At 57.5% G+C, this 14734-nt stretch carries 13 protein-coding genes and 3 pseudogenes; 5 read left to right on the top strand and 11 right to left on the bottom strand.

The genetic code is table 11. The features are described 5' to 3' along the window. Window positions 1–644: 644 nt before the first annotated feature. Window positions 645–1688: pseudogene (locus tag X730_RS135605) on the bottom strand (IS256 family transposase); the annotation flags it as partial. Between the two features lie 783 nt (window positions 1689–2471). Between X730_RS135605 and X730_RS135610 the strand changes: the two are divergent. From X730_RS135610 to X730_RS1000000167990, 3 genes are all read left to right on the top strand, one after another. Next, on the top strand, window positions 2472–2681 hold the full coding sequence (locus X730_RS135610; protein ID WP_023672260.1) for a hypothetical protein: 210 nt from the start codon (window positions 2472–2474) through the stop codon (window positions 2679–2681). A 134-nt stretch (window positions 2682–2815) separates the two neighbouring features. Continuing rightward, window positions 2816–3007 (top strand): hypothetical protein, encoded by a 192-nt coding sequence (locus X730_RS135615; RefSeq protein ID WP_023672259.1) that lies wholly within the window; start codon window positions 2816–2818, stop codon window positions 3005–3007. A gap of 40 nt (window positions 3008–3047) precedes the next feature. After that, window positions 3048–3401, top strand: a complete 354-nt coding sequence (locus X730_RS1000000167990) for a hypothetical protein (RefSeq protein WP_155922557.1) — start codon at window positions 3048–3050, stop codon at window positions 3399–3401. A gap of 1913 nt (window positions 3402–5314) precedes the next feature. Here X730_RS1000000167990 and X730_RS135625 read toward each other — a convergent pair. From X730_RS135625 to hxsD, 4 genes are all read right to left on the bottom strand, one after another. Next, on the bottom strand, window positions 5315–5869 hold the full coding sequence (locus tag X730_RS135625; protein WP_023706350.1) for a PH domain-containing protein: 555 nt from the start codon (window positions 5867–5869) through the stop codon (window positions 5315–5317). A 112-nt stretch (window positions 5870–5981) separates the two neighbouring features. Further along, a complete protein-coding gene (gene hxsC, locus X730_RS135630) occupies window positions 5982–7148 on the bottom strand; it encodes a His-Xaa-Ser system radical SAM maturase HxsC (RefSeq protein ID WP_050588172.1) in 1167 nt (388 codons plus the stop codon). Window position 7149: 1 nt separating this feature from the next. Beyond that, the gene (gene hxsB, locus X730_RS135635; RefSeq protein WP_023827848.1) at window positions 7150–8607 is read right to left on the bottom strand and encodes a His-Xaa-Ser system radical SAM maturase HxsB; all 1458 of its coding nucleotides are present in this window, start codon (window positions 8605–8607) and stop codon (window positions 7150–7152) included. Continuing rightward, the gene (gene hxsD, locus X730_RS135640) at window positions 8600–8932 is read right to left on the bottom strand and encodes a His-Xaa-Ser system protein HxsD (protein ID WP_023672253.1); all 333 of its coding nucleotides are present in this window, start codon (window positions 8930–8932) and stop codon (window positions 8600–8602) included. Before hxsD ends, hxsB begins: the two co-directional genes overlap by 8 nt. A gap of 777 nt (window positions 8933–9709) precedes the next feature. Between hxsD and X730_RS0135200 the strand changes: the two genes are divergently transcribed. Then, window positions 9710–10078 carry a hypothetical protein gene (locus X730_RS0135200; protein ID WP_031197527.1) on the top strand — a complete coding sequence of 123 codons (369 nt, stop codon included), beginning with the start codon at window positions 9710–9712 and terminating at the stop codon, window positions 10076–10078. 14 nt (window positions 10079–10092) lie between these two features. On the opposite strand, the gene X730_RS01000000165050 is transcribed toward X730_RS0135200, so the two are convergent. The 4 genes and pseudogenes from X730_RS01000000165050 to X730_RS0135195 all read right to left on the bottom strand — a co-directional run. Next, on the bottom strand, window positions 10093–10353 hold the full coding sequence (locus X730_RS01000000165050; protein WP_023672250.1) for a hypothetical protein: 261 nt from the start codon (window positions 10351–10353) through the stop codon (window positions 10093–10095). Beyond that, the gene (locus tag X730_RS135650) at window positions 10350–10715 is read right to left on the bottom strand and encodes a hypothetical protein (protein ID WP_196814863.1); all 366 of its coding nucleotides are present in this window, start codon (window positions 10713–10715) and stop codon (window positions 10350–10352) included. The genes X730_RS01000000165050 and X730_RS135650 overlap by 4 nt, the downstream gene beginning before the upstream one ends. 23 nt (window positions 10716–10738) lie before the next feature. Continuing rightward, the gene (locus X730_RS135655) at window positions 10739–10975 is read right to left on the bottom strand and encodes a hypothetical protein (protein WP_023672248.1); all 237 of its coding nucleotides are present in this window, start codon (window positions 10973–10975) and stop codon (window positions 10739–10741) included. A 75-nt stretch (window positions 10976–11050) separates the two neighbouring features. Further along, a pseudogene (locus X730_RS0135195) lies at window positions 11051–11278 on the bottom strand (helix-turn-helix transcriptional regulator); the annotation flags it as partial. A 533-nt stretch (window positions 11279–11811) separates the two neighbouring features. Here X730_RS0135195 and X730_RS135660 point away from each other — a divergent pair. After that, complete coding sequence (locus X730_RS135660) at window positions 11812–12009, top strand: hypothetical protein (RefSeq protein ID WP_023750022.1); 198 nt, start codon at window positions 11812–11814, stop codon at window positions 12007–12009. Window positions 12010–12286: 277 nt separating this feature from the next. Here X730_RS135660 and X730_RS135665 read toward each other — a convergent pair whose 3' ends face one another. Together X730_RS135665 and X730_RS1000000167190 are read right to left on the bottom strand one after the other, a co-directional pair. Beyond that, on the bottom strand, window positions 12287–13600 hold the full coding sequence (locus X730_RS135665) for an HlyD family type I secretion periplasmic adaptor subunit (RefSeq protein ID WP_023724595.1): 1314 nt from the start codon (window positions 13598–13600) through the stop codon (window positions 12287–12289). Next, window positions 13587–14734, bottom strand: a pseudogene (locus X730_RS1000000167190) (ATP-binding cassette domain-containing protein); the annotation flags it as partial. The gene X730_RS135665 and the pseudogene X730_RS1000000167190, both read right to left, overlap by 14 nt.

The raw sequence follows: 14734 nt of genomic DNA, 5'->3' as shown, positions 1-14734 counted from the left end.
CTGATGGGTCATATGGCAGGGCTGAAGCCGAATACGCTCGGCTAGTCGGCAAACTGCATTGACGGCAGACGCCGCCCCCGTGCACAGTGCCCCTGCAACAGAGCCCGCTGGCTGAGCCACGGGTGTTTTTGCGTCAGGCGGGAACATTCCCGCTCTGAGGCTGTTTGGCTACAACCGGCTCGTTCTTCAGCGGTCCGTGCCGGTGACCAAGATGCGTCCCTCACTCGTCATGGGATGGCCCGCGCAGCCTCGGAAGCAGGCGCGGGCCATCCCATCAAGCCCTAGCCCCACGGCAGGGGCTTTTTGCTGTTCGAATCTGATGCGGTCCTGGCGGGAGTAAACACTGTCACTCCGTGCCGAGGCGAGTTCCTCCCGGAAATGGTGCATGAGCGCTCGCTCTTCCGCCAGACATGATCGGAGCGACCGTGCCATTTCGATACAAACGGATGATTCTATTGCGTAATCTTTGCTCATCGTCGCATTCAAACTCGCGCTGAGTCTGATTGTTCCATGAGCAAGAGCGCCCGGCTATTGAAAACCGAGCGACTTCTTTCGTTTGCCGACTTAGCTATTGCGCGAGAGCAACACCCAAACGTGAGGTATAGCTCCCTCAGCGCCTCTGGTTGACAATCGTTTCGGCCTGAGATTCCGACGACCTCGGTGCGCCGCTTGATCTCGCCGTTGAGACGTTCGATCGGATTCGTCGAGTGGAGCTTGGCGCGATGTTCCTTGGGGAAGGTCATGTAGGCCAGCACGTCGGGCTCGGCGTCGTCCATGATTGTCGCCAGCTTCGGCACCTTCGGCCGGATCTGGTCGGCGACGGCGCGCCATTGTACGGACGCGGCCTCGGGCGTTTCCCGGGCGAAAGCGGTGGCGATGAAGGCTGAGACGACCCTGCGGCCGCTCTTGCCGGCATGGGCCAGCACGTTCCTCATGAAGTGGACGCGGCACCTCTGCCATGTCGCGCACAGCACCTTGGTGACGGCCGCCTTGAGGCCTTCGTGAGCATCGGAGACGACGAGCTTGACGCCGCGCAGGCCGCGACGTGTCAGCTTGCGCAGGAACTCTGTCCAGATCGGCTCGGCCTCCGAGGTGCCAATCTCCATGCCCAGTACCTCGCGCCGGCCGTCCGCGTTGACGCCGACGGCGATGATAACGGCGACCGAGACGATCCGCCCACCGCGGCGGACCTTCAGGTAAGTGGCGTCGATCCACAGGTATGGCCAATCGCCCTCGATCGGCCGCTCGAGGAAGGCCTTCACCTTCCCGTCGATCTCCTCGCACAGCCGCGAGACCTGGCTCTTGGATATGCCGCTCATACCCATGGCCTTGACCAGGTCGTCAACCGACCGGGTCGAGATGCCTTGCACATAAGCTTCCTGGATGACGGCGGTTAGCGCCTTCTCGGCCATGCGGCGCGGTTCGAGGAAACCTGGGAAGTAGCTTCCCTTCCTGAGCTTCGGGATGCGCAGCTCGACCGTGCCGGCCCGCGTCTCCCAGTCCCGGTCGCGGTAGCCATTGCGCTGGGCGAGCCGCAGCGGGTTCTTCTCGCCATAGCTGGCGCCGGTGGCCGCGCCCACCTCCATTTCCATCAGTCGCTCGGCGGCAAAGCCGATCATCTCCCGCAGCAGATCGGCATCCGGGGTCTTCTCCACGAGCGTGCGCAGGTTCATCATGTCGTCGGTCATCGGTGGTCCTTCCGAAATGGGTTGGCGTCAACAACCAAACCCTACCGGAAAGCGCCGATGACCACCCACACCCCGCTCGCTGGCTACAGCGCTACTAACGGCGCGCTCGTGAGCGGCTTCGCTACCGCCGAGCTACACCACCTGATGGGACACGACCTTTCATTTGCTTTAGGAACAACGCGTAAATGGAAAAGTTGGTCCACCGCAGCGCTCGTGAGGATGCCTTACCGCTGCCGGCCGGCGGCAAAGGGTCCGGCCCGCGCTTTCCTTCCTAGTGTGACGTGGCCCTCAAGGCTGCCAAGTTGTTCCTGCCTCACTGATCCAGTTCAATTGGATCGTGATCTGGTTGCTCGTGCCACATCACCTGGCGGAAATCGCGTTTGTCGACCTGCTGACCGCAGATCGGGCATGCGTGAAATCGATCGTCACAGTCCTGCGGTTGGTGTGGCTTGCCGGGGATAGGCGGTCCAAGGTCGGCTATTCTAGCCATGCGCGACCGAACAAGATGCTGCGGCAAAGTTCCGTCAGTTTGGTTTTCTCAGTTGGTGAAAGACATCGCACCAAAAGCGGTAGTCATCTGGTCGACCGTCGAAATGCGCCTCCAAAGCGCAGTGCGCCACGGCGGTCGGTGCTTCCATCCCATAAAGTTCGATCGCAGATTGAGCGGCCTGATCTCTGTCGACGAGATCGGCAATCTTCAAAGCGGCGAAATCAGCGCTCCGGATCGCGAGCCTCCGTGGACCAAATATTCCCAACACCTAAGGGTGACTATATGATCCCCTCATGGCAACTCTGCGGTACGACGAAAGGCAGGAACCGGATGGGACGTGGACGGTATTCGACGTGTTCACCGGGCTCCCGGCTATTGTAGCGGGCCACCCATCTGTCGACCTTCCCGACATGGAGTATGCCGAAGAGCTGGCCGCCATCCTGAATGCCAACGACCTGAAGCAGAGGCTATCTCACGGTAGGTTCCCCGGAGGGTTCGCCTGACCGAAGTGGCATTAGCCCCCGGTCGTATTGCCCATCCAGGTTGGTTCGTCCGATCCGAACAAGCAATTGTTATTGATCTACCGGCTACGACGGTTTTAAGTCGACTCGCCATTGCTTTTCGTAGGGAGGACGTGATGGGCAACGTGGTGCCAATCTGCAAGGCCGCGCCTTGCGTGGAAGTGGTCGGAGCCAGTGGCGAATGGGTCGTCCGCATCATTGAAACTGACCAGGAAATTACACGCTCATTCGCCCTGGAATCGTTCGCACTGGCCTTCGCAGAAGGCCAGCGGATACGCCTGCATCTCGACAAGGTTGTGCGGCTTTAGGACCCTCCTGCGGCTGGGTACCCTCAGGGCCGCGACGGTGATGGCCGATTGTTCCATTGCTGGTGAGGCTTGCGGTGTGACGTCTCTGTCGTCAGCCCGCGCGGCCGGAAGGGCGGCAGGCTTTTTATTGGTTGAGATCGAGCGGCTCGTGATCGGGCTGCTCGTGCCACATCACCTGCCGGAAGTCGTGTCGGTCTACCTGCTGGCCGCAGATGGGGCACGCATGGAAATGCTCCGGCCAGTCAGCGTCATGTGGCTTGCCGGGCTTAGGCGGTCCAAGGTCAACAATTTTCGTCATCACCAACGAACACGGCGACCCGGCAAAAGTTCCGGGGTGTGTGTGTGCATGCGTTCGAAGGCTGACAACAAGACCCCCACGCCGGAAGGTGAATGATGATCGCGACGCTAGCCTAGCCATCCCCAACGGCTCGGACAAATCCGGTTCCCGGCGGCGTTCCCGTCGTTCTTCAAGGAACAGCTTCGGTGTGCTCGTCCCACTCAAGGGGCGTTGTCCCGCGCTCTTGACGAAACTTTCCAAACTCCTTGCGCAGGTCGGCAAGGTCCAATGCCCAAAGATGCTCACTGCTTCCGGGGTTCGACAAAGCGCTCACCAGTTCCGTCCGCTCTCTCGGAATTAAGTTGGCTTCGCGGTTGAGCCTTCAAGGTGGCATTGCGAGATAATTTGCTCGCTTGCTAATATGCCTATATCTTAGGCAGAGGAGTGGGGGTCTCATATCTTCCCGCAGTGGCCGGTGCGGTTAAGCCCCACAAGCACCCCCAACTGCACCGGCCATGTCCCACGGCTGGGTATGGTCTTTGCGCTCGGCATATCTTTTCAAGAGCTTCCGTGAAGCCTGACGCAAATTTGTTGCTGCTGCGAGCCGCACCCCCCGTTTGGCGGAGCTTCGTATATCTCTCGCTTTACGACGATCTTATCCGAAGTGATTAGGCGAGCTAGGCGCTTCAGCGAGCTGCCACTACCTCGTAGGCGTCCAAAGCTTCTTGGTGTGCCGATGCCGAAAAGCAACCCAGCGGCCGGTCCATAAACGGCCAGCAAGTCGAGGTCCTGGGCTCCATCCGTAGGATGGGTCGACGAGCGGGTCGAACAGTGGCGCGCGCGCCCCCGAGAGGAAGAGGGAATGTCTTATAACGGAGCGTCCGCAAGTGTCGGACGCTGACCGGGCTGCCCAGCGCAACCCTGCTGAACCCGACGCTTTGGTGTCACTTCCAAGTATACCCTGATGTGCAACAACAACATATGCGCAAATCGAAAGCCGTCCGGCTTACCGGTCAAGAACGGGAGCGCCGCTAAGACGAAAAAGCATCTCGCTGTAGGGTAGCCGAGCAAGGATCTTGCCGTGGTTGGCAATTGCCGCAGCTGTCATTCCTCTACATAGGAGACTGACGCCCCCTTGGGTTCGTTGGCAGATGGCATCCGGACTGTCAACGAGATGCAGATCCGGAACCCCATATACTATGGCAGTTACACCCTCAGGAATGGCTCCGATCGGTTGAACTACCAATATGCGCACACCGAGCAGCCACCCTATGATAATGGCGGCTACGCAACCAGTGCAGCCAAAGACGCCGAACTTCTTCATCGCATCGCACTATTCCCCGCATCCCATCATCGTACCTGATGGCGTGATGGTGCATTCGTTGCCTTCAGTGTCCACGGAATGAGTTCCGGTGCTGTCTGTCCAGGAGCGAATGGAGTAGGAGTTTCCTTCGCTATCGCTACTGGTGACCTCTTGGCCTCCGTTCGGAAAGCGAAGAGTTTCGGTGTCAATCGAATAGTTATTCCTTCGGTATCGTACGATCTCACATGTTGATCCCCATTTTTGCCGGAATAGGAATCTGTGCAGACCCTGTAGTCGCTTTCACCCAAGCAATCAGCGTATGCGGAAGCGGTGCAGCCGAGTAGAAATGCTGCCGTCAATCCGATGACGTTTACTTTCATTGAATTTCCTCGATAAAAACACTAAAGCCCCGCCATAGTCATAACGGCTCTGGGCGCGAGGAACCGCAGCGGCTAGGTATCCTTGAAGTTAAACCGCCTATCAAGCCAATCTGCGCCTCTGAAATACACCGCACTCGAGTGCCACGAGTTGTTCAAGGTAAGCGTCCAGGCCCAAAGGCTTATGGATACAAGTGCACCAATCCACCCGTACAGCAGAGCTGCCGCAAAAAGCGATGGGGTCGACATAACGAGTATCCACCACTCCCAAATGAAGCGCAAGGTAATACCGACGCAAAAATAAATAGAGATGAAGAGTATAATCCCGACAACGACCCCTGTAAATTCCATTATCCTGCCAGTATTTTTCTTTTTTGCTGTTCGAATTCTTGATCTGTGATGATTCCGGTCGCCTTCAAAGCGCCGAGACGCTCAAGCATTGACACCACGTCGGTACCCTGCGGTTGATTGTAGACTGGAGCTGGCTGCCTTCTCTGCTCCAGTGCATCCCTAACCTTATTTACGAATTTGACAACAGTCTTCTTCCAAACGTTGCTGATGTGCCGCTGCGAAGCTCCGTCTTCGATGGTGATCGAACCAAAGATGAGCCCCGTTTTGCCGCTAACAGCATTTACCTTGTCAAGGCCTATGCTGGCCTGCTTCAGGCCGTAGATCATTCCTTTGTCGAGAAAGATGATACGTCGGTCTGTCAGGGTGATGAGCCACGTGTCGCCGTCCATGAGCCCAGAAGTGAATGCCAATACCTGCTCACCGTCTGAAAGAATCTCCGGAAGGTGATTTAGCTCTTTCTTTGTAAAAAATTGATCGTCGCCGATTTCATCGGCGATACGTTTATACTCAATTCGAAGCTCCGCCTTGGACGCATTTTTAAAATCGAAGGTCATATTCTCTCCAATCGCTATCCGAGTCAGCAGCGCACAGATTGTATTTCTAAGATTTAGGCTAGGTTATCCCACCGGGCGAACGGCTTTCGTAATTTTCAACCAATCTGATGTTCTATTTTGTTTGAAACGCCGAGATATGGGAGCTTCGTGCAAGGTGGCTAGATGAAAAGAAGCCACCACATTCGGCGCGCTTGGAGCAGCTTGTGCACTCGTTCAAGTACGCATTTTTCCAGTCACTAATCGACCGCTTTGCATACTTGTGGATAGAGCCATCAAGAAGACAGAGCTGGTGATTGTAGACTGAAACATTGATCCTAGCCGCAGCCAGATATTGCACAGCCGCCCGCAACTCACTTCGATAGTCGTACGGGTCCATCCAGAGCTTATCCATATTTGCCCTTGTGAAGCCAGTGATCTCCAGTCCCATAAACGTCACGTGGTCTACGAAGGTGAGGTTTCTAAAAATGAAATCTGACAGGTCGACGAGACCTTCATAGGTCTGCTTGTGAACGACAACTCGTATCTCAACCTCAGCCCCGACGGCCTTCAGGTTCATGATCCCGCGGATGGTCTCATCGAAGGCGCCTTTGGACTGAACCACGTAGTCGTGAACTTCCGGGTCGGCGGAATAGATCGGTATGCCGACCGAAAGACGAGGATGTCCAATCCCTTGATAGCGCTCTGCGAATTGCCGATCCTTGAACGTCCGGCCATTGGAAAGAATATGAACCGGCGTAGACGGAAGGTGGTCACGAGCTGATGACAAAATGTCAAAAAAGTCCTCACCCACCAGCGTTGGCTCACCGCCAGTGATCCCGAGAAACGGGGTCGTTACGGGCAGCAGGGGCAGCACATCCAAAATCTCCCTCGCCAACCAGCGATCATCAACGTCTTTGGGTGGCTGGGAGCACATCAAACACAGGTGGTTGCACCGCTCCGTTACGAGGAAATAGTTCGCGTTGGCATCCTTTCTGAACAGGACACGCACTGCCTTTCGATCCGGCACAAAGCGGATGACGTCTCCTTCGCTAAGGTAGTCGAACTCGTGGGGCAGAACGACTAGTCGTCGGTCTGAAAACAGTCGCTCAGCTTCCGGCCGATGCTCCTCAAAGGTGACAACCCACTGGCATTCAGGATGAAACGTCTGCCCCTTGAAAAGATACGCATCATGTTCTCGGTTAGGCGCTTGGTCAGCTTGGCCCGTCACGAGCCTAAGTGCCACTCGCTGTGAGAAATCACCGACGCTTGCTGACACAGCGAAGCCACTCAGTCGCAACATCCTAATTCGCCCAACTTAGAAAGAGTTCTCGGGCGGTAACGTCCCTCTCCATAAGGTCGATCAGCCTCTTGAAGATCGACATATTGCGATTGCAGAATCCCGACCGCGTTTTGAGGCCAACAAAGTCGCCCTGCGTTGCGGTATGGAATACTGGATCGGAGCCACAGAACGGCTCGTAAGCGCAGTCGGCGCACATCGGTACGGAGCCTGCAAAAGATTGCTCGATAGGATCGAGGAGAGCGTCGGACCCGAAAATCTCGCCATAGGTGTTTTCGTGGACATTCCCGAGCAGAAATGTCTTGTCGCCCATTTCGGCCAACATTCGTGCTTCGTCGGACGCGTAGACGCTGGCGTCATAGTTATAGACAACGGCGGAGATACCGATGCCTGCCGGGCTCATAAGATCCACATATCCTGGCTCGAAAGGCGTGAGCATCTTTGTAAGGATGGTGGCCGCGTAAAACTCCTTGAAAGGAATGCCGTTACGGTTCAGTTCCAGGATGTAATTCAGCCCGTCGAAGTAGAAATCGAGCCAGCGGTCCACGTCATAGGCTGCGTACGATTTCGTCTTGACCGCGAAGCCGTAAGGGGAAAGCGGCCGAAGGAATATTCCGGGGAAATCTAGCCGCACGTATTCGTCAATGATCTCGCGCGCCAGTGGAAGACTGGCTTTGGTCGTTGTCATAAGTGCGCTGACGCGTTCATGGCCGAGAGCCAGTCTGGCCTTGTGGATACCTGCCACAGCCAATTCGTAGCTGTTCTTTGCCGGGCGCGGTCGATTGGCATTGTGAAGAGTGGCCGCTCCGTCGAGCGACGTTGAAATTAAAATCCTGTGCACGCGACAGAATTCCAAGATTTCGTCGGTGATGACGGCGAGATTCGTCGTGATGACGAATTGCAGCGACCGCCCGGCGACCTTGTTGATCGCTTCAGCCCGATGCACGACGTGTTGGATCAACAGGAAATTCAGGAGCGGCTCGCCGCCTTGGAACTCGATCTTGATAGCCGGACTTGGAGACTGGAAAATGAGCGCCAACGCCTTCTCGGCAGTCTCCTCTGACATATCGAAGGCTGAACGATCTTCGCTTTGGCGAGATACCTGACAGTAGGGGCAGGAGTGCTCGCACCGCAAAGACACGACCATGATGTGAAGCGAGGTGAAGTTCTCAAGCCTTCTTGCCTTGGTCCGAACCTTCAGCGCCAGCAGCTCCTTGCCGATATTGGAGGATGCATCAAAGAGGAACTGCCTGCTGCGCAGGCGGGAGTAGGCGGGGTGTGTGCTGGGAAGCTCGTGCCTGATAAACGAAGCCAGCACGGCGCGCGGCAATACCAGATATTCGCCCGCTTGGTTGGTCAGCACATACCGCTCGTCGTCCAACTGGGAAAAACGAAAGTACGCGAGCTGATAAGTGTCCTCCAACGGTCGTTGGAACTCAGTTGCCGGAGCAAACTTAGTCATCGGACTGCAGGCCCGATCTGGAAAACGCAAGCGCCAGTATCGCGTTTCTAACAGTGGCGGTTTCGGCGGCGATGCTGCTACGCAGGTCCTGATCCAAGACCTCTAGCCGCAGTCTTTCTACCGCTGCGTCGGCCGAAGTTCGCGCGGCCGCCTTGCTGAAGTTGATCGTGCATACTGCGAAGCCGCCCTCGATCGTGATCTCAACCGCAGCGTTGCCGGTTACCCGATACGCTGCGCGCTTTACACAGTCGAGGCTGAAGACTGACAGATCAAACTTGACTTGGGCAGTCTGGACGAGCTCGCTCTCGCGAGGGGTGTCCGCCATCAACAATAGCTGTAGCCAGAGCAGTGAGACCCGTGACTAGCATGGCTCGAATGGCTGGTGTGGTACGCCATGATAACGTCCGTACCATTTGAGCGATCTAGCACCTCACCGTAGCCGAGGTCCGCCGGGACAGTGCCAGCTTCAGCGAGCTTGGTCGAAGGCTGATTTGCCGATTCGACAAGGACTGCAGCCTGAACTTGGCCGCCGAGAATCATCGTGGCCGACAAGGCCATTGGTGACAGGAAATTGCGTTTCGACATTATCCAAACCCCCGTTTGTACGGACTCATTAGCAAAACGCGCCAAGCCGGACAAGTACCGCTTGTGGAGAAGTGCTTAAGGGACCACTAATGTTCCGGGTCAAATACTTGTATTGTGGAGTTGACGGGGTCCGTCTTCTGAGCGCAATCGATCGCAGAAGCGGCCCGACGATGCTCTTTTGCAGCCGCTTCGGCTGCCGCCAGAAAGCGCTCGGATTTCAGCCCGAGACAGCTGTTCGGAAGGTTTGGTTCTGGGCCATTGGCGATCTCCGCTTGATGGGGTTCGCCGCAACGCGGACCATAGTCCTACATGCCACGCTGCCTGACCTCCTGGCCTACTCTCACGGGAGCGATAGGGCCAGGCGCCAAGCGCCACCATCAGGAGGGAAGCGGTCGTGCCGACCATGTCTCGCGCCTGAGCGTCGCGGGCGCCGCATCAAGGAAGCGGGGTACAGCGCTGCGGCCTGATACTGGACTCCCGGCTTCAGACGATGCATTCTCGCCTCGGGGAAGGGATCATGGGCAATTCTGTTCATGCCAGGAGGTTGCAGAGGCGACGGCCTTGGTGGCGCTCGCTTTTCCGCTATCGTCTCGCCGCCGTTCTGGTGATGCTCGGGGCGACTTCCGCGGGCTATCTTGCAGTCGGCGACGATCGGCACGAGCTGCCGCGCGTTCACCATGGCGGCGATTCGTCGGCCAGCAACGCGGCTGTCCGCGAGGCGGGCTGCGATATCAAGGGCAACATTAACGAGCGCGGCGAGCATATCTACCATATGCCGGGGCAGGAATATTACTCTGCTACGCGCGTCAACACAGCTCGAGGAGAGCGCTGGTTCTGCTCACAATGGGAAGCGTGGTGGGCGGGCTGGCGGAAAGCGAAAGTGTAGCGATTGCCTTTAGACTACACCTTCAGTTGCTCGATGCGCGTGCTCTTTATTGGAAGTTCGAACATCGCGCCGCCCGCGAGTTCCGGGTAATGCGTCGATCGCCAGAGATGACGATCCAACGCCCCCTCCGTGCTCAGCTGGGCGATCCAGGCCACATCTTTCACGCCGGGGCCGAACTTCTCTCTGATATGGACGATCTCATGCTCCCCGGCGAACAGGGCATTTAGCGAACGGGCGAGAGCGGGCGACAGGTTTTCGTCGACCAGGGCTTTCACGCGGCACTCTGAAGGCTCTCTTCGAATTTCATGGCGTCTCTAACAGCGGTAGCTGAGACATCGAAAAGGCGCGCCACCTTTTCCACAAATCCTTCGGCTTCTACAGCTTGCGCAAGCGCCACGGTCGGGACGCCATATTTGGAGGCGATCGGCTGACCGAACGAACGATGGGGGTCGATCACGATGGACTGCTTGCCATTGAAGGGCCGCCAGCGCGCCACCGCGTCATCCTCGATATCCAGGTCTTTGAACGTCCGATCTATGCAGGAATGCAGCCAGAGCGACGCGGCAAAGCCCATCGGGACGCGCCAGCCTAGGTCTTCCTCCCCCCGCTGCATGCCAGACGTATTGTCCTTGGGCATCGCGCCGCTCCATCGGCGAGGCGTCAGTTCGTCTCGTCTACGATACTGTCATAGTCGCGGCCGATCAGTAGCAGCACGAAGCCGCAGGGCACTGTCACGCTGGTGAGGGCAATAAGGCCGAGCCATCCATAGTCCGGCTTCGCAAAATAGTAGTACCAGCTAATCGCCTGCACCAGCGGAGACACGATCAACATCCAAGCACCCCATTTGCCATCCGTGTTGAGCCGGATCGTTGTCGTCGCCCGATATCTGATTGCCATACGTATGCCCTCCCGTTCCTCAAAAGGCAGCTTCGCGTCGGTTGAGCGCGAACGCAAGCGCCGGCCCGGCTACGGCTTTGCCAGCCTCACGCCGGCGCCTCCTCCATTCTGCGGAATGAGCTCAACCCCGGCAGCCTCCAGAGCGGCCTGCAGGTCGACCAACGTGCGGTCGTATGGCGTCCGCTTGCCAGCTTCGAAATTGGCAATGGTCGTCTTGGCCACCTGGGAGGCCGCTGCCAGCTGATCCTGCGACCATCCAACAAGCGCCCGGGCTGCCCGGCATTGAGATGGCGAAAGTGTCATTTTAGTTAAACCTTACATTAAAGTGACTGTACGATACGTGCAGCCTTATACCATTAGTGCAACGTTATCGCAAATGCAGACCCAAATGCCTAACACCCCTCTTCTGGAGGCCGGCGAAGCTATGGCCGCTGCCTTCCCTTTAGAAGATTTTCCCGCGCCCTGCTCGGTGCCATCGCCTCTATTCCGGCCATAAGAGGCGCGGCCGCGGCGCATGTCTCGCCGCAACCGGCGCCTCTGCCCTCCGAGGAGGAACTGCTGCAAGCCTACAGTGAGTGGCTGTTCTTCGAACGTCTGCTGCTTATGCGCGACATCTACCCTCGCGAGCGCAACCCCTACCGCCAAACAGCCCTCGTGCCCTGCAACACTCTTGCGGCGCATTACCATTTCCCGCTACGATGACCGAGAGTTGTAGCCCGACATGGGAAACGGTGCCCTCGCCAGCCACGCGTGCGCTGCTCGTCTTGCAGACTGTCGGCGTTGACTTCAGGCCGCTGAGTGAACGGCAATGATCTTTCGTTCAGAAGGAAACTGCCATGCGATGGTTTGTGGTCGACGTGATGCGCCGCGAAGCCCGGAAGTGGGACTGGGCGGCGCTTGTGACCGATACGCATCCTGACGATCTAGAAGCTCGGATCTTTGCGAAGCAGTGCTGGGTCCCCATTCCCGGCAAGCACCGAAACCGAGATGCGGCTTGGGATATGTTCGAGGCGATGTCAGCCACGCGGCACTGACTGACTTTCATTCCGCAGAAGAGAAACGAACAGCCCGCTGCGGCTGGTGGCGGGTTTTTCATGTCGCGTTTCATGTCGCGTCCATCAGCCGCGCACCAGTAAAAACCGTTGGAAACCAAGGATACTCAGTTGCAACATGGTGCAACATCAGCTGAATATTACAGAAACAAGCGGTGCCCAGAGGCAAGTAGGAAATGTCTGTGCTTTCAGATCTTACCACGCACATAGCATGCGGACAACCAACAGAAATAGCAACAATAGATTCTTGTGGGTTATTTCATTCCTCCCGGAATGTCCGACTGATTTGGTCCGACAGCGGCTTCACGAAATAGGAAAGCGCCGTACGCTCACCCGTCTGGACCATCGCTTCGGCCGGCATACCGGGCACGAGCGTCAGGCCCTTGAGCTTCGTCAGTTCCGCCTGCGGAACCGACAGGCGCACCAGGTAGTACGAAATGCCGTTTTTTTCATCCGTCGCCAGATCGGCTGCGATCCGGCTGACATATCCGTTCAATATCGGCGTGGTTCTCAGATTGAAGGCTGACATCCGCAGCACGGCCTTGTGACCAAGCTGGATTTGGTCGATGTCCTTCGGGGTGATTCGTACTTCAAGCGCAAGATCGTCGCCTTCCGGCACGATCAGCATGATCGGATCGGCGGGCGTGATCACTCCGCCGACCGTATGAATTGCGAGTTGTTGAATGGTGCCTGACTGCGGCGCGACGATATCGATCCGCCGCAGTTCCTGTTCAACCGCCACCTTGCGCTCAACATACTCCCCGACCTGCGCCTGAACCTCTCTGAGCTCCTGGCCCACTTCCGACTTGAAATCCTGATCGATCTGCGGGATCTGCAGGCGCGTTTCGGCTATGCGGGCTGCCGTCTGTGCCTGATCTGCGATCTTCTCACCGCGTTCGCCACCGAAAGTGGCAACCTGGATCTTCAGGCTGTTCAACCGTTGGTCCGAGACAATGCCTTGGTTGCGCAGCCCACTTAGAACAGCAATTTCCTTTTGGAGAACCTCGATCATTTTTTCACAGGCAATTTCCTGCGCCTTGAGTCCTTCGATCTCGTGGTGATATTGAGTAATGCGTTCCGCCAATTGCGCCTGCTTCCCGTCGCGGGATTGCCTGCGGAATTCGAACAGCAACGTCTCGCTATCTATTGCCGAAGCTACGTCCGGAACATCTCTTCGGGCGAGTAGCCAGTCCGGGAAGGGGATTTCCGCGAGATCGTCACGCTCAGCATCGAGTCGAGCTAGGTAGGCGGCCAGCTCATCGAGCCGCTTGGTGACTATGGCGAGATTAGCGCGCGCCTGGGTGGCATCGAGCCGCATGAGGATGTCGCCGGCTTTTACCTTATCGCCTTCGCGCACCAGGATTTCTCCCACCACCCCGCCAGTCGGGTGCTGCACCTTCTTGACATAGGAAACGACGACAAAGTGTCCGGACGCTACAACCGCACCGGAGAGATTCGTGAAGTTCGCCCAGGCTCCGGCTCCTCCCACAAAGATCACGCTCGCCAGAAAGCCCGCCACCAGGTGGCGGCGAATGGAGCTTGAAACGTCATTGTTCTGATCAATGCCGGACACCGGTATCCTCCATGTCAGCGCGCTCTGCCACGTTATCCTGTGTAGACTCGATGGCCTTCAGGACTTTGGAAGGCGCACCGAATGATCGCTGCCGTCCACCTTCCATCACCAACACCAAATCGACGGCGCGGATGACGCTCGGCTGATGGCAGACAACAACCGCAATGCCCTTGCGCTCGCGCACAGAGGCGATCGCCTTAGCGACTGCAGCTTCGCCTTCCGCGTCGAGATGGATATTGGGTTCATCCAGCACAACAAGGAACGGGTCTCGATAAAGGGCACGGGCAAGACCGATAAGCTGGCGCTGCCCGGCGGAAAGTGCCGATCCGACCTCACCAATCGGAGTTTCGTATCCGTGCTCAAATCGGAGGATCAGTTCGTGCGTGCCCGCTGCTTTCGCCGCGGCGACAATAGCCTCAGGGTCAGGATCATNGCTCAAATCGGAGGATCAGTTCGTGCGTGCCCGCTGCTTTCGCCGCGGCGACAATAGCCTCAGGGTCAGGATCATGTTCAAAACGAGCAATGTTTTCGGCAATGGTGCCGTCGAACAGTTCAACACCTTGCGGCAGATAGCCGATATGACGGCCTAGTGCTTCCCGGTCCCATTGATCGAGGCTTGCGCTGTCGATGCGAACCTTCCCGGCGACCGGCGTCCATGCGCCGACGATGGCGCGCGAGAGTGTCGACTTGCCCGAGCCCGATGGACCGATGACCCCGAGTGCGCTTCCCGCCTGAATGGCAAACGCAATGCCGGTCACGGTCGGCTTGCTTTCGCCGGGCGGAACAATTGTCACGCTTTCGAGGCGCAGTTCGCGTTCAGGTGCAGGCATAGGCACAACAGGAGCGGTTTCAGGAACCTTTTCCAAGAGGTCCTCCAGCCGCGCCCAACTCTGGCGCGCCATGAGGAAGGGTTTCCAGCTTGAAATGGCCAGATCGACCGGAGCCAGCGCACGCCCCATCATGATCGAACTGACAATCATGACCCCGGCCGTAGCCTCCTGCCTGACGACAAGGTACGCACCGACGGTAAGAATGGCCGATTGCACCTGCAGGCGCAAGTCGGCATTGCAACGCGCTGCTTGCAGCAGACCATTGCGTGCCATGTTGTGGGCAACGGTATCGCTTATCGGCCCT

It is taken from the genome of Mesorhizobium sp. L103C131B0 (genome assembly GCF_000502275.1).
In the GTDB taxonomy this organism is placed as follows: Bacteria; Pseudomonadota; Alphaproteobacteria; order Rhizobiales; family Rhizobiaceae; genus Mesorhizobium.
This window is presented reverse-complemented; position numbering and strand designations above follow the sequence as displayed.

Bases quoted from the DNA above. Each gene is read 5' to 3' on its own strand.
- X730_RS135610 (WP_023672260.1), top strand. From the start codon at position 2,472: ATGGCAACTCTGCGGTACGACGAAAGGCAGGAACCGGATGGGACGTGG.
- X730_RS135615 (WP_023672259.1), top strand. From the start codon at position 2,816: ATGGGCAACGTGGTGCCAATCTGCAAGGCCGCGCCTTGCGTGGAAGTG.
- X730_RS1000000167990 (WP_155922557.1), top strand. From the start codon at position 3,048: ATGGCCGATTGTTCCATTGCTGGTGAGGCTTGCGGTGTGACGTCTCTG.
- X730_RS135625 (WP_023706350.1), bottom strand. From the start codon at position 5,869: ATGACCTTCGATTTTAAAAATGCGTCCAAGGCGGAGCTTCGAATTGAG.
- hxsC (WP_050588172.1), bottom strand. From the start codon at position 7,148: ATGTTGCGACTGAGTGGCTTCGCTGTGTCAGCAAGCGTCGGTGATTTC.
- hxsB (WP_023827848.1), bottom strand. From the start codon at position 8,607: ATGACTAAGTTTGCTCCGGCAACTGAGTTCCAACGACCGTTGGAGGAC.
- hxsD (WP_023672253.1), bottom strand. From the start codon at position 8,932: ATGGCGGACACCCCTCGCGAGAGCGAGCTCGTCCAGACTGCCCAAGTC.
- X730_RS0135200 (WP_031197527.1), top strand. From the start codon at position 9,710: ATGGGCAATTCTGTTCATGCCAGGAGGTTGCAGAGGCGACGGCCTTGG.
- X730_RS135650 (WP_196814863.1), bottom strand. From the start codon at position 10,715: ATGCCCAAGGACAATACGTCTGGCATGCAGCGGGGGGAGGAAGACCTA.
- X730_RS135655 (WP_023672248.1), bottom strand. From the start codon at position 10,975: ATGGCAATCAGATATCGGGCGACGACAACGATCCGGCTCAACACGGAT.
- X730_RS135660 (WP_023750022.1), top strand. From the start codon at position 11,812: ATGCGATGGTTTGTGGTCGACGTGATGCGCCGCGAAGCCCGGAAGTGG.